The sequence below is a fragment of the Pseudomonas sp. AL 58 genome (assembly GCF_036348395.1).
Taxonomy (GTDB): Bacteria; Pseudomonadota; Gammaproteobacteria; order Pseudomonadales; family Pseudomonadaceae; genus Aquipseudomonas; species Aquipseudomonas defluvii.
Genome location: NZ_JAZBQR010000014.1, coordinates 90880 through 105238, shown reverse-complemented (window position 1 = coordinate 105238; position 14359 = coordinate 90880). Strand labels below are relative to the sequence as shown.

General features: G+C 60.6%; 13 protein-coding genes. 9 read left to right on the top strand and 4 right to left on the bottom strand.

The window, feature by feature from the left end:
- Window positions 1-4 precede the first annotated feature (4 nt).
- Together UIA24_RS16505 and UIA24_RS16500 are read right to left on the bottom strand one after the other, a co-directional pair.
- The gene (locus UIA24_RS16505; RefSeq protein ID WP_099775017.1) at window positions 5-670 is read right to left on the bottom strand and encodes a methionine ABC transporter permease; all 666 of its coding nucleotides are present in this window, start codon (window positions 668-670) and stop codon (window positions 5-7) included.
- A 26-nt stretch (window positions 671-696) separates the two neighbouring features.
- On the bottom strand, window positions 697-1920 hold the full coding sequence (locus tag UIA24_RS16500) for an SfnB family sulfur acquisition oxidoreductase (protein ID WP_330523338.1): 1224 nt from the start codon (window positions 1918-1920) through the stop codon (window positions 697-699).
- Window positions 1921-2303: 383 nt separating this feature from the next.
- Here UIA24_RS16500 and UIA24_RS16495 point away from each other — a divergent pair, with 383 nt between their 5' ends.
- The 3 genes from UIA24_RS16495 (at window position 2304) to UIA24_RS16485 (ending at window position 6329) form a co-directional block, all read left to right on the top strand.
- Window positions 2304-3641 (top strand): MFS transporter, encoded by a 1338-nt coding sequence (locus UIA24_RS16495; protein WP_099776685.1) that lies wholly within the window; start codon window positions 2304-2306, stop codon window positions 3639-3641.
- Window positions 3642-3666: 25 nt separating this feature from the next.
- Window positions 3667-4929 carry a gallate dioxygenase gene (locus UIA24_RS16490; protein ID WP_099775021.1) on the top strand — a complete coding sequence of 421 codons (1263 nt, stop codon included), beginning with the start codon at window positions 3667-3669 and terminating at the stop codon, window positions 4927-4929.
- Window positions 4930-5081: 152 nt separating this feature from the next.
- Window positions 5082-6329: an OprD family porin gene (locus tag UIA24_RS16485; RefSeq protein WP_330523336.1), complete on the top strand. Its 1248-nt coding sequence runs from the start codon at window positions 5082-5084 to the stop codon at window positions 6327-6329.
- Between the two features lie 39 nt (window positions 6330-6368).
- On the opposite strand, the gene UIA24_RS16480 is transcribed toward UIA24_RS16485, so the two are convergent.
- Entirely contained in the window at window positions 6369-7577 is a 1209-nt protein-coding gene (locus UIA24_RS16480) for a LysR family transcriptional regulator (RefSeq protein WP_099775025.1), read from the bottom strand.
- A 157-nt stretch (window positions 7578-7734) separates the two neighbouring features.
- Here UIA24_RS16480 and galB point away from each other — a divergent pair, with 157 nt between their 5' ends.
- Genes galB through UIA24_RS16465 form a run of 3 tightly spaced genes read left to right on the top strand, consistent with a single transcriptional unit; the run spans window position 7735 to window position 10261 of the window.
- Window positions 7735-8469, top strand: coding sequence for a 4-oxalmesaconate hydratase (galB, locus tag UIA24_RS16475; protein ID WP_330523334.1), 735 nt, complete (start codon window positions 7735-7737; stop codon window positions 8467-8469).
- Complete coding sequence (locus UIA24_RS16470; protein WP_102051587.1) at window positions 8466-9182, top strand: 4-carboxy-4-hydroxy-2-oxoadipate aldolase/oxaloacetate decarboxylase; 717 nt, start codon at window positions 8466-8468, stop codon at window positions 9180-9182. Before galB ends, UIA24_RS16470 begins: the two co-directional genes overlap by 4 nt.
- Before the next feature lie 2 nt (window positions 9183-9184).
- Window positions 9185-10261, top strand: a complete 1077-nt coding sequence (locus tag UIA24_RS16465) for a 4-oxalomesaconate tautomerase (protein WP_330523333.1) — start codon at window positions 9185-9187, stop codon at window positions 10259-10261.
- Window positions 10262-10368: 107 nt separating this feature from the next.
- Here UIA24_RS16465 and UIA24_RS16460 read toward each other — a convergent pair whose 3' ends face one another.
- Window positions 10369-10650 (bottom strand): DUF3303 domain-containing protein, encoded by a 282-nt coding sequence (locus UIA24_RS16460; RefSeq protein ID WP_330523332.1) that lies wholly within the window; start codon window positions 10648-10650, stop codon window positions 10369-10371.
- A 359-nt stretch (window positions 10651-11009) separates the two neighbouring features.
- On the opposite strand from UIA24_RS16460, the gene UIA24_RS16455 reads away from it, so the two are divergent.
- The 3 genes from UIA24_RS16455 (at window position 11010) to UIA24_RS16440 (ending at window position 14331) form a co-directional block, all read left to right on the top strand.
- The gene (locus UIA24_RS16455; protein WP_330523331.1) at window positions 11010-12362 is read left to right on the top strand and encodes a hypothetical protein; all 1353 of its coding nucleotides are present in this window, start codon (window positions 11010-11012) and stop codon (window positions 12360-12362) included.
- Between the two features lie 419 nt (window positions 12363-12781).
- Entirely contained in the window at window positions 12782-13357 is a 576-nt protein-coding gene (locus UIA24_RS16445; protein WP_083199713.1) for a TetR/AcrR family transcriptional regulator, read from the top strand.
- Complete coding sequence (locus UIA24_RS16440; RefSeq protein ID WP_065757619.1) at window positions 13354-14331, top strand: DMT family transporter; 978 nt, start codon at window positions 13354-13356, stop codon at window positions 14329-14331. Before UIA24_RS16445 ends, UIA24_RS16440 begins: the two co-directional genes overlap by 4 nt.
- The last annotated feature ends 28 nt before the right edge of the window (window positions 14332-14359 follow it).

The following is a 14359-nucleotide window of genomic DNA, read 5'->3' as shown; positions in this document are numbered from 1 at the left end:
TTTTTCAGCGTCGGCTGTAACGCACCACCAACCGGTCACCGCTGACCTGCAGGGCCTGCACCAGAACAATCAGCAAGAGCACGGTGACCACCATCACATCGGTCTGGAAACGCTGATAACCAAAGCGAATGGCCAGATCGCCCAAGCCACCGCCACCGATCACCCCGGCCATCGCGGTGTAATCCACCAGGACAATGGCGGTGACGGTCACGGCAGCGATCAGCCCGGTGCGTGCTTCAGGCAGCAAGGTGTGCCAGATGATCTGCCAGGTGCTGCCGCCCATGGATTGCGTCGCCTCGACCAGGCCACGGTCGACCTCGCGCAGGGCGGTTTCCACCAGCCGGGCGAAGAACGGCGTGCAGCCCACCACCAGCGGCGGAATGGCGCCTGCCACGCCCAGCGAAGTACCGGTCAACAGCGTGGTTACCGGTACCAGAACAATCAGCAGAATAATGAACGGCAACGAACGCAGGGTGTTCACCAGCACCGACAGGCCGCGGTACACACCCGGGGTTTCGTGCAACTGCTGTTTGCCGGTGAGGTACAGCCACACCCCCAACGGCAAGCCCAACAGCACGGTAAAGCTCAGCGCAGCGCCGAGCATGGTCAGGGTATCGAGGCAGGCCTGAGCGATTTCCCCTCCATTGAGATTGGCGAACAGTTCGTTCATCCCTTCACTCCTCAGTGCAGTACGCCCTACGACCAGTCATGGCGTGGCGGTTTAACCCCATTGAGCAACCAGTTGCCCACCACGTGGTACTTCCAGCGCACCGGGTCGTGCAGGGTATGCACGCGGGCGTTGCGCCAATGCCGGTCATGGTTGTGCAGGGCCAGCGAGGAACGCGTGCCGCCCAGTTCGAACAGGCGGTTACTGGCTTCCAGGGCGATTTCCGTGGTCAGCACCTTGGCCTTGGCGACGGCCACCGAAGCCCGTGCCACCCCGTCTTCGTCCGGCGCCGCCCGCACGCTGTCCATGACCTTGCCGGCGCGCTCCAGCAATGCTTCTGCAGCCTCCAGGCGGATGCTCAGGTTGCCGACCTGGACGATAGTCAGCGGGTCTTCACTGGCCTTGGCCAGCCCGGCGTCGATCCAGGGCCGCGCATGCTCACGCACAAAGCGCACGGTGTCGCGCAGCGCGGCCTGGGCAATACCGGCATCGATGGCGGCGGTGGTGATCTGTGCAAACGGCCCGGCCAGGGTCGGGTTCTCGTAAGAGCGATAAGTCTGGAACACATTGAACGCCGGTACCCGCAGGTTCTGCGCCAGTACCGTACCGCTGGCGGTATTGCGCTGCCCGATACTGGCCCAATCATCGACCACGGTCAGCCCATCGGTGTGGCGTGGCACAAACGCCAGGTGCGCCCTGCCCTCGGCATCCAGCGCCAAAACGCCCAGCCAGTGAGCGTAGAGCGAACCGGTGCAGTAACCCTTGCGCCCATTGATGACGATGGACTCGCCATCGTGGGTAAAGCGCGTCTGGATGTCCTGTACCGTCTTGCCGCCCGTCTCGGACAGTGCGTTGGCGAAACGATTGCCCTTGAGCGCCAGGCCGAAGAAAAAGCGCTTTTGTGCGTCACTGCCCTGCAGGCGGATGTCTTCGAGCAAGCAATAGTGGTTTTGTGGAATCTGCCCCAGCGACGCATCGGCCGCGGAAATAATGGCAATCACTTCGGCCAGGGTGGCGTAGGACACCTCAGCGCCACCGAAGGCCTTGGGCACGGTAATACCCCACAGGCCGCTGTTGGAGAACACATCCACCACCTCGGCGGGCACCTGGCGCTGGCGATCACGCTCAGCGTCGCCCTCCAGCAGGAAAGCTGCAACCTTGTGCGCAACGGCAATGGCTTCGGCATCGCTGCGGATGACATGCGCATCCGGTTCAGAAAGTGGGTAGTGCGCGCTGGTCAGGGTGTTCGGCATAGGTTCCTCACGGCTTACTCATCGTCGGCCACCACCTTCGGCGGCCTTTTGATGAGGCAGTGCAGGAGCCATGCCAGTATTTTTATCCTTATATTTCAGTAACTTATGGTTAGCGCTGAAATCCACGCAGTGTAAAAAGCAACAAAGTGTTGGGTGCCTGTTGCCTGGCAAACAGTTCGCCAGGGATCCGCGTGCTGCTAAGCAGAAAACCCCGCGATAAACAAAAGCGATACCCGCTTAAAGATTTCCAAGAGGCCGCCCCACGGCCTGCAGCCGTAGACTCACCCCACTCCGCGATGCGGTCAGGTGATTCCTGCCGGTCATCAGTGTTTTCGAATGCCCGGCGGAATTTTCACCACTACAAAAACAAAAGGTGAATGCGCATGCTCAATCAAACTGTCGATGTGAAAGCGTGGATCGACAACCGGCCCATGACAGGCTACCAGTGGCTTATTCTCGGTTTGTGCTTCCTCATTGTCCTGTTCGACGGCTTCGACGTCGCGGTCATGGGCTTCATCGCCCCTTCGCTGATGCAGGAATGGGGGTTGTCCCGTGCGGCCTTCGGCCCAGTGATGAGTGCCGGCATGGTGGGCCTGGCAATAGGTGCCCTGACCGCCGGCCCCTACGCCGACCGCTTCGGGCGCAAGCGGGTACTGGTTTTCGCCGTGACCGGCTTCAGCCTCCTCAGCCTGGGCTGTGCATTTGCCCGCAACCCTTATGAGCTGGCGGCCTTGCGCCTGCTGATCGGTATCGCGCTGGGCGCGGCATTGCCAAACACCACGACCCTGCTCTCGGAATACCTCCCCGAGCGCAATCGTTCACTGCTGATCACCCTCATGTTCACCGGGTTCAACCTGGGCTCGGGTGCCGGTGGGCTGCTGGCCGCCTGGCTGATCCCTCTGCATGGCTGGCAATCGGTACTGATGGCCGGCGGTATTCTGCCCTTGCTGCTCCTGCCCGCTCTTTGGTTCCTGCTGCCTGAGTCGGCGCGTTTCCTGGCGGCGCGCAATGCACCCGCGAGCCAGATCGCCAAGGTCTTGAACCGGCTGGGCGGCACCTTCGATGCGAACACCTGCTTTACCGTTGCCGAACCCAAGGCCCAGCATAAAGCACCTGTACGCATGCTGTTCAGTGAGCGCTATCGCCTCGGTACCCTGGCACTCTGGATGACCTACTTCATGGGCCTGCTGGTGATCTACCTGACTATGGGCTGGCTGCCAACACTGCTGCGTGACAGCGGCCTGAGCATCGAGCGGGCAGCCACCCTGACCGGCCTGTTCCAGATCGGCGGCACCGTCGGCGCCATCGTCGTCGGCTGGATCATGGACCGCCGCAACCCGAACGGCGTCATCGCCACATCCTATGCCCTGGGAGGCACCTTCATCCTCTTGCTTGGGGCCTTGAGCCTGGAGTCGAACTTGCTGGCCGTGGGCGTGATTGCCGCGGGCTTCTTCATGAGCGGTGCGCAAACTGGCCTGAATGCCTTTGCGCCCAACTACTACCCAACGGATTTTCGCGCCACTGGCGTCAGCTGGATGCTCGGCATCGGTCGCTTCGGGGCGATTTTCGGCTCGCTGATCGGTGGCGTGATTCTAAGCTTGGGGCTGGGCCTGCCCACCCTGTTCACCCTCCTTGGCTTGCCGGCCTTCATCGCGGCCCTGGCGATTCTGGCCAACGGTCAGGCAAGGCGCCGCGCCAACCAGACGTTGATCGCGCAATGATCCGCTTCGTTTAAAGGAAACTCACATGGCACGTATTATTGGTGGTCTTGCGGTCTCGCACACCCCAACCATCGGCTTCGCAGTCGATCACGATAAACAGGACGAGGCAGCCTGGGCGCCGATTTTCCAAGGCTTCGAGCCGATCAAGGCCTGGCTGAAGGAACAGCAACCCGATGTGCTGTTCTACATCTTCAACGACCATGTCACATCGTTCTTCTTTGACCATTACGGCGCCTTCACCCTGGGTGTGGACGAGCGCTACGACGTGGCTGATGAAGGTGGCAACCCACGTGCGCTGCCGCCCATCAGGGGCCATGCGGCACTGTCACGGCACATCGGCGAAAGCCTGATGAGCGACGAGTTCGACATGGGCTTTTTCCGCGACAAACCGCTGGATCACGGTTTCTTCTCGCCCATGTCGGCCCTGCTACCCTGTGAACCCGACTGGCCAGTGGAAATCGTCCCCCTTCAGGTCGGCGTCCTGCAGTTCCCGGTTCCCAGCGCAGCGCGTTGCTACAAACTGGGCCAGGCCCTGCGCCGCGCCATCGAGAGCTACCCGCAAGACCTCAAGGTTGCGATCGTGGCAACCGGCGGTGTGTCGCATCAGGTGCATGGTGAGCGCTGCGGCTTCAATAACCCGCAGTGGGATGCCCAGTTCATTGACCTGTTCGTCAACGACCCGGTGCGCCTGAGTGAAATGACCCTGGCCGAATACGCCACACTCGGCGGCATGGAGGGTGCAGAAGTGATCACCTGGCTGATCATGCGCGGCGCGCTGTCATCGACGGTGAAGCAACTGCACTACGACTACTACCTGCCCTCCATGACCGGCATCGCCACGCTGCTGTTGGAAAACCAGGCGCGCCCAGTGCCGGCCGAACTCAACGCACGTCATCTGCAACACATGGGCCGTCAACTGGCCGGTATCGAGAAGCTGGAAGGCACCTACCCGTTCACACTGGAACGCAGTGCCAAGGGTTATCGCCTGAACAAGTTCCTGCACCGCATGATCGAACCGAACTGGCGCCAGCGCTTTCTGGACGCACCCGAAACCCTGTTCGAGGAAGCCGGGCTGAGCGAAGAAGAACGCGACCTGCTGCGCCGACGTGATTGGCGGGGATTGATTCACTACGGCGCGATCTTCTTCGTCCTGGAGAAGCTCGCCGCCGTCCTCGGCATCCCCAACCTGCACGTCTATGCAGCCATGCGCGGGCAAAGCCTGGAAGACTTCATGAAAACCCGCAACCAGCAAGTGCTGTACTCGGTAGCAGGTAAAACCGCACGCTGATCCATGGGCGGGGCCCGCGCGAAAAGGCGAAGGCCCCTACCCCCACCCGCTGCACCAGCGCCCGCCCAGGCCACCCTGCAACAGCCCCATTCGACCTGCCCTGCAACGGGGCGGCGGGCCACGCTTTGCTCAAAAAACGGAGAACAACAACAATGAAAACAACCGTCACCCCTCGCTTGCTCTGCACCCTGGCGATTGCATCTGCACTGCCACTGGAGGGGTTCGCAGAAGGTTTCAGCGATGACGCCAGTGCGACACTGACTCTTCGAAATTTCTATCTGAATCGAAACTTCGTCGATCAGACCAGACAGGGCAAGGCCGAAGAATGGACGCAGAGCTTCATTCTCGACGCCAAGTCTGGCTTCACCCAAGGCACCGTCGGCTTTGGCCTGGATGTACTCGGCCTGTACAGCCTCAAGCTCGATGGCGGCAAAGGCACCACCAACACCCAGCTACTGCCGGTACATGACGACGGTCGACCCGCTGACGACTATGGACGCCTGGCCCTTGCGGCGAAGGCCCGCGTATCGAAAACCGAACTGAAAGTCGGCGAGTGGATGCCTGTGCTGCCGATCCTGCGCGCCGATGATGCACGGTCACTGCCGCAGACCTTCCAGGGCGCCCAGATCAGCTCGCGGGAAATCGACCACCTGACCCTCTACGGCGGGCAAATCCGCGGCAACAGCCCGCGCAACGATGCCAGCATGGAAGACCTGTCGCTGTTCACCCGTACCGCGTACACCACTGACCGGTTCAACTTTGCAGGCGGCGAATACCGGCTGAATCAGGACCGCACGTTGATTGGCCTGTGGAACGCCGAACTCAAGGACATCTACCAGCAACAATACTTGCAACTGCAGCACTCACAACCGCTGGGGCGCTGGGTATTGGGCGCCAACCTCGGCTATTTCTGGGGCAAGGAAGACGGCAGCGCGCGGGCTGGCGAACTGGACAACCGCACCGCTTCCGGGTTGTTCTCCGCCAAGTACGGCGCCAGCACCTTCTATGTCGGGCTGCAGAAAGTCATGGGTAAAGACGAGTGGTTCCGCGTCAACGGCACCAGTGGCGGCGTGCTGGCCAACGACAGCTTCAACTCCAGCTACGAAAACGCCAGGGAGCGCTCCTGGCAACTGCGCTACGACCACGATTTCGCCGGTTTCGGCGTACCGGGCCTGACCTTCATGACCCGCTACATTCACGGCACCGACGTGCATAACAGCAGCACCACGGATGGCACCGAATGGGGCCGCGAGAGCGAACTGACCTACACCGTGCAAAGTGGCAGCTTCAAGGCCCTCAACGTCAAATGGCGCAACTCCAGCATCCGCCGTGACTGGGGCAGCACCAACAGCTTCGACGAGAACCGTCTGATCATCAGTTATCCGCTCAGCCTGCTCTGATCCACCCGCAACAGGCTGGCCGAACGTTCGGCCGGCCTGTTAGCCATCCACCTGCTCGCGAATCGCCTGGCGAATGATCGTCATCATGACCTGCGCGGCGGGCGAATGCAGGCAACCACTGCGGTAAGTCAGGCCAATGGCACGGGTGGTCTGCTTCAGCTGCACCGGCAGGATGCACAGCGCCCCCGAGGCAATGTCCTGCTCCAGTTGGTGGGCGGACACAATGGCCAGCATGTCCGAGCGCAGCAACAGCCCGCGAATGATCGCCAAGTCGCCACTTTCGACCACCGGCCAGGGCACGGCCAGGCCCGAGTCGGTGAACCACGCGTCCAGTAATTGCCGCGCCGGCGAACCGGCCCGTGGCAACACCCAGTGCGCCTCACTGAGCGCTTCGCGCCCAACCGGCACGCTGCACAGCGGGTGGTCACGGCGCGCCAGTATGACCATTTCCTCCGTCAGCAAAGCCTCGCCGACCAGGTCCGAGGCATAGTCGGCCGAACGCAAGGCCCCCAAAATGAAATCGACATCGCCGGCCCGCAGTTCGGTAGCCAGCAGGTCGAACGGGCTCTCGTTGGTGATCACGCGAATGCCGGGGTGCGCGGCCGTGAGCCGAACGATGGCGTCCGGCAGTATGCGGGTACGCCCCAACGGCAGCGCGCCGACATGCACCACACCCTGCAATGTGCCGCGCATTGCGGTGATATCGGCCTGAATATGCCGCAGTTCGTTCAGCGCACGACGGATCGGAAAGACAATCTCGTGGCTGGCCCGCGTCGGTTGCAAGCCCCGTGGTGTTCGCTCGAACAGCGATTGCCCACAACCACCCTCCAGCACCTTCAGCGCCGCACTGACGGCAGGTTGGCTCAAGCCAAAATGGCGCGCCACCGTCTGCATGTGGCAGGTCTCGCAGAGTTTGACGAACACCTGCAAGCGCCGGGCCTGGAACAGGTAGAGCGGCTCGACCGCTTTGCCCGCTGCCCCCTCCAGCAGCCGTGGCACCGTCTCCAGCTCCGCCAGAACACGCCGTGCTCGGGGCAGCACCCGGGCGCCATAGTCGGTCAGGCGCATGCCGTTGACATGCCGCTCAAACAGCGGCACCTCCAGGCGCGCCTCCAGCTCGGCGATTGCCCGCGTGACCACCGACTGTGCCCGGTAAACAGCCTCGGAGGCCTTCGACACGCTGCCCAGTTCAGCCACCCGAACGAACGCTCGCACCTGCATCAGGTTTGGAAGCTCATCAGCCAACATTCGTGCTCATACCTTCTGGAAGTCTCATGCTGGCGGAACTATGCCCCTGCACCTTGAGGACATCAATAAGAAAAACGCATACCTCGAACAACTGAACGCATTATTCGCCAGTGGCGGTGAGTGACATGCTTTTCAAAAAGCAGGAGGACACCTCGCCATGATCGATGTACAGAAAACCGCACTGGTCGTCAGCGCACATTCCGCCGATTTCGTCTGGCGCGCAGGCGGCGCCATCGCCCTGCATGCCGCACAAGGCTATGCCGTGCATATCGTCTGCCTGTCGATGGGTGAACGCGGTGAGTCCGCCAAGCTGTGGCGCAAGGGCGACATGAGCGAGGAGCGGGTCAAGGCCGTGCGCCATGACGAAGCCCTGGCAGCAGCAGAGGTGTTGGGAGCCAGCGTCGAGTTTTTCGACATCGGCGATTACCCGATGCGTGCCGATACAGACACCCTGTTTCGCCTGGCCGATGTGTTCCGTCGCGTGCAACCGGCCTTTGTCCTCAGCCATTCGCTGAAGGACCCCTACAACTATGACCACCCCTTGGCCATGAACCTGACCCAGGAGGCGCGCATCATCGCCCAGGCCGAAGGCTACAACCCTGGCGAGAAAATCCTCGGGGCACCGCCGGTCTACAGCTTCGAGCCGCACCAACCAGAGCAGTGCGAGTGGCGCCCGGACGTGTTCCTCGACATTACGGAGGTCTGGGACAAGAAGTACGCTGCGATCCAGTGCATGGCCGGTCAGGAACACCTCTGGGAGTACTACACCCGCGTGGCACTGCAGCGGGGCGTACAGGCCAAACGCAATGTCGGCATCACCTCTAGTCGCAACATTGTCTACGCCGAGGGTTACCAGAGCCTCTTTCCACGGGTTACGGAGCACCTGGCATGAGCGCACTGATCGGAAAAACCGGGATTGTCGTACGCAACGCCCCCCGTGCCGACGCCGCGCTGATCGACGAACTGGGGCGCTTCGGCGTAGCCACGGTGCATGAAGCACAAGGGCGCAAGGGGCTGCTCGGCGCGTCGCTGCGGCCCATCCAGCAAGGGGTGTCGATCAGCGGCTCAGCCGTCACGGTACTGGTGGCGCCGGGCGACAACTGGATGTTTCATGTCGCCGTCGAACAGTGCCGGCCAGGCGATGTCCTGGTCGTGGCACCCAGTTCACCCTGCACCGACGGCTATTTCGGCGACTTGCTCGCCACCTCGCTCAAGGCACGCGGTGTACGCGCACTGGTGATCGACGCCGGCATCCGTGATAGCCACACACTGCGTCAGATGGGCTTCCCGGTCTGGTCCAGCGCCATCAACGCCCAGGGCACGGTGAAAGAAGTGCTGGGCTCGGTCAACCTGCCGCTGGTCTGCGCCGGCCAATTGATCAACCCCGGGGATGTTCTAGTGGGCGACGACGATGGCGTCGTGGTCGTACGCCACAACGAGGTGCATCAGGTCGTAGAGGCCACGCGCAAACGCGCCGACCTGGAGGAACAAAAGCGTGTACGCCTGGCCAATGGCGAACTCGGTCTGGACCTCTACAACATGCGCCAGCGCCTGGCCGAAAAGGGCCTGCGCTACGTCGATAGCCTGGATGAACTGGAGGGCTGAGCATGAGCCAGGTACGTATACCTTGCCTGCTGATGCGCGGTGGCACCTCCAAGGGCGCCTACTTCCTGGCCAGCGACCTGCCCAGCCAACCGACACAGCGCGACCGCCTGTTGCTCGCGGTCATGGGCTCACCGGACAAACGCCAGATCGATGGCATCGGAGGCAGCGACCCGCTCACCAGCAAGGTCGCGATCATCAAGCCGTCTGACCGACCCGATGCCGACGTTGACTACCTGTTCGCTCAGGTACTGGTGGATGAACCACGGGTGGATTACGGCCAGAACTGCGGCAACATTCTTGCGGGTGTCGGCCCGTTCGCCATCGAAAAGGGGCTGGTCGCGATTCACGCAGCCATCACCCCGGTACGGATCTTCATGGAAAACACCGGGCAAGTCGCGGTCGCGAAGGTGCCGACACCGAACGGCGCCATCTGCTACGCCGGCGAAACCCGGATCGACGGCGTACCCGGTCAGGCCGCGCCCATACTCATCGAGTTCGCGGATGTCGCCGGTTCCAGTTGCGGCGCGCTGCTGCCAACCGGCAATGCGCGGGATGTCTTCGACGGCGTCGAAGTGACCTGCATCGACAACGGCATGCCGGTCGTGCTGGTGCGCGCCGCAGACCTGGGCTGCAGTGGTGAGGAAAGCCCCGAGCAACTGGAGGCAAACTCACTGCTGAAGGCCCGCCTTGAGTCGATCCGCCTGCAGGCAGGACCGCGCATGAACCTGGGTGACGTCAGCGCGCGCAATGTGCCGAAAATGTGCCTGGTCGCGCCGGCGCAGTCGGGGGGTGCCATCAGCACCCGCTCGTTCATCCCCCACCGCTGCCATACCGCTATCGGCGTGTTCGGGGCCGTGAGTGCGGCCACCGCCTGCCTGATCGAAGGTTCTGTCGCACACTCCATCGCGCACCTACCGGGCGGTGAGGTAAAGCGAATATCGGTGGAGCATCCAACCGGCGAGTTCAGCGTCGAGATCCGCCTGCACAACGGCCAGATCGCCGGCTGCGGCCTGATCCGTACCGCCAGGCTGTTGTTCGAGGGAAGGGTCTGTGTACCGGAATCGCTGTCGCAGCAGTGAGCATGAACGATGGGGCCGCACTGTGGTTGCATGCCAGCCAGCAAAGGGAGCGCTGGGCTTCAGCGACCCGACGGTACCTTTGCCAGCGGCATCGTGCCCGTCACGGGCTATTTGTTGGCGATCACTGCGGCGAGTAACGGCGCCGCCTGCTCATCGGTCAGTGCAGGGTGAATCTCCATGCTCATGAGATCGGTCCATTCAAGTGCCCACTTTTGCATCAACGCGGCATCGCTGGCTTCTGCGATGCCCATACCGGTCATGCGCCCGATGGCATGCCAGCGCCCCAGCAGGGTCACACCTGCGGGTGGAGCGCCTCCCGTCTTGAGAAACCGCTCGATTGCCGCGTTACGACGTTCCGACGAAATTGACCAACTGACAATGAACAACATCGGCCACCTCCTGCCAGGGATTGGCACCTGTTTTTCGGTTCGCGCACCGAGCCTGCATAACAACCCAGATACGCTGCGGTTTGTACCGTTTGTACATGGCTCCTGAGTGAACTGAAACACTGCTCCCTTGTGAAGGCATAGCAGCCGCGAGCATTGACCGTACGACCACTGATCCTCTTTCCACGCCGCAGCGCTGGCAGCTCCAGTGTGCTTTACTTCTGCCACCCGAGCGCTGAATGCTTGTGGAGCGTACAGCGCATGGCTTGCGAGTACACTCTGACGACAAGTATTGGGATACCAAGGTTGCAATCAGCGCGACAGGTGGGGCGTGTCATTGACCAGCCCTTGGGGAAACAGCGATGCCTAAGTTGGTTATACCCTTGCCCGACAATGACGCAGCGTTTCTTTCGACGGCCGCCGCTGCGGCGGCTCTTGCAGGTGTGCCTATCGAAACCCTAAACAATCAGTGTTTTTGCATCAGCCTGGATAAAGACGCCCTGCGCGAGACCCTGGAGTCGACTCTCGGTCAGCCTGGCTTGTTTGAGCTTGTGCAGCAACGCTGCCCCCACCTATTTGCCGCCCATCCGGTCTTTATCGCACCAGCCCACTTGGATCGAATGGCGCAGGTCGTGCGCGCGGTCGAATCAGTCGTTGCACTCCCGGCTTACCGAGAGGAAGTGCTGGCTCACTCTCCTGCTATCGCACGACATGACCCAGGTGGGGCCAAGGGAGTGTTCTTTGGGTATGACTTCCATGTCACCCAGAACAATTTCGGCCTGATCGAGATCAACACCAATGCGGGTGGGGCGATGCTCAATGCAGTGTTATCAAGAGCGCAGCACGCCTGCTGCCCGGCTATAGAGCAGTTGCTGCCACCATCAAGAAGAGCTGAGGTAATTGAGAGCAGCATTAGTGCAATGTTTCGTCAGGAGTGGTCACAGTATGGGCGGGACAAACCGTTGCGCAGTATTGCCATTGTCGATGAGACGCCCAAGCAACAATACCTGTACCCAGAGTTCCTGCTGTTCCAGCAGTTGTTCCAACGCAACGGTATAGAAGCAGTGATCGTCGACCCCTCTGAACTGAGCCTGAGGGATGGACAGCTTTGGCATGAACAGTTGGCCATCGACATGGTCTACAACCGTTTAACCGACTTTTCCCTCGAGGCCGTTGGCAATGCCACACTGCGCCAAGCCTACCTTGAACGAGCCACGCTACTCACACCACACCCGCAAGCCCATGCTTTATACGCAGACAAACGCAACTTGGCCTTACTCTGTGATGCCCAACGATTGAACGCATGGAAGGTTCCACAAGCGACCCAAGATCTATTACTGACCAGCATTCCGCATACCGAAGTCATTACGGCAGAAAATGCTGAGCGCCTTTGGCAGGAGCGCCGGGGGCTGTTCTTCAAACCTTGCACCGGATTTGGCAGCCGGGCAGCCTACCGTGGTGACAAGCTCACCCAGCGGGTCTGGCAGGAGATTATTGCAGGTAGTTATGTAGCCCAAGCCTTGATCCTGCCAGGCCAAAGAACCCTATCAGCCGAAACGACAGTCTCAGTGCTGAAGTTCGACGTTCGTAACTACGCCTATGCTGGCGAGGTACTGTCAGTGGCCGCACGGCTATACCAAGGCCAGACAACCAACTTCCGTACATTGGGCGGCGGATTTGCTCCTGTGTATCCAGGCCCACAAACAGCGGGTTGACGCATAGGCAGTCCTGCAGCTCATACGCTGATAAATACGGCGGGACAGCAAAGTACCAAGCGGTCAGCCCAGGGCATTGGGTCGGCCAAACCGGCGTGCAAGTCCAACCCTCAGTCGATGCACTACGCCATATTCAACGATCACGGCAGTGGTTTACGACTTCAGTCCGAGAAGCGCGGACGAACATTCCCGCAACTTCCTTGGTCAGTGGAGCGCCAAGCTAGAGTGCGACGATTTTGCTGGTTGCAAAGCAAGGAACTCGCGTAGCGAATTTTCTGATTGGCCAATCCTGCGATTTACCGCTGCGCAGGCATGCTGCGGCCAGTGTCGTAACGGCCGTGATTCAGGTCGTATTTGGATGCGCCTCGATCTTACCGGTCAGTATAGTCAACGCCATCCCTATGCCGGAGCACCTTAAATTGGACAATACCCGTGAGCGCTTGATTGACGCGGCGATGAAGCTGTTTCTGTCACAAGGCATATACATGACGGGGGTGATGGCCATTGCCGCGATGGCGGGTGTTACCAAGATGACGCTCTACAGCCATTTCCCTTCCAAGGATGCGCTGATAGTGGCTTGCCTTGAAGAACGTGACCGACGCTGGCGCGAAGAGGTAGCGCGCACCTTGGCAGGGCATCCTGAGCCGGTCAGTGGCATGCTCGCGTTTTTCGATTTGTATCAACGCTTTCTTTTGCAAGATAGCGAGCGTGGGTGCCTGTTCGTCAACAGTGCGGCTGAATTCCCGCAGTTTAGCCACCCTGTGCATTTGGCAGTGAGTAGACACAAGCAAGGGATACGCGAAAATCTTACTGCCTTGGCCATGAGCGCCGGTATAAGCGACCCTGACGTAGTTGCTGAGGGGCTGTTTGTCTTGCTGGAGGGCAGTTTTGTCAGCGGCGCCATGGGCCAGGACGTGCGGGTATTCGACACTGCCCGGCACGTAGCTCATTGCTGGATCCGGAAGCAGCAGGGCCAGCAGGAGCAGAGCGTATGATCCTAGGCTTGTTAGCAGCCATTGCCGCTACTTTTTCATGGTCGCTGCTCTATATCTTTCCGAGTTTGGTCGGCGATTACAGCCTTTTTGATCTGGCCGTGGTGAGCTATGCCTTTGCCGGTTTAGGTAGCCTGCTCGTGCTGTTTGTTTACCGTAGCGAAGTGCGGCAATTGCAACTGAGCGACTGGGCCATTGCCGCATTGCTGGGCTTCTTGGGCTACATCGGCTACTTCTTTCTGATCACCACTGCGGTCTTGGCAGCTGGGCCGGTGATCCCTCCGGTAATGATGGGGTCAGTACCGATCGTGCTCGCGATTGCCGGCAACATGCGAAGTTCCAGCGTGCCCTGGCGCGCCATTGCCGGGCCGCTGCTGGTCGCGGCTTTGGGCATCAGTTTGGTCAACTTGAGCGTGTTTGATTTCAGCGCCGCAAAGGTGGCGCTCCCGACCAATTCGATACTGCTCGGGCTGCTCGCATCGTTAATGGCCATTGGATTTTGGACAGGTTTTGGCCTGCTGAATGAAAGTGCTTTGGCTCAACGCCCACGCATGTCGCCCATGTTGTGGTCAGCCATGCTGATCTTCATGTGCAGCGTCGAAATGCTGGCCTTCATCCCAGTTGGGCTGTACTTGAAACTCTCCCACTTCGCTAGCCATCCGAACGGGTTAGCAGGTACTCAGGCGCTAATCGTATGTGGGTTAATTCAGGGAGTAGGTGCCACCCTTGCAGGTGCCTGGGCGTGGTCAATCGCAACGCGGCGCCTACCTCTAGCTCTAAGCGGGCAATTGATCGCCAGCGGAACCATTTATGCAACTACGATGGGCCTTCTCATTGACCAACGATGGCCCTCTCCTATGGAAGCAGTTGGGACAGGATTGTTATTCGTAGGGGTGGTGTGGGCTATTCACGCCTTTTATCGCAGGCAAACACGCCTCGCGACGCATGGCGGGATAACTGATCTTGGCCAAAACTAATGCGACCGTGCCGATATGGGCATTGCAT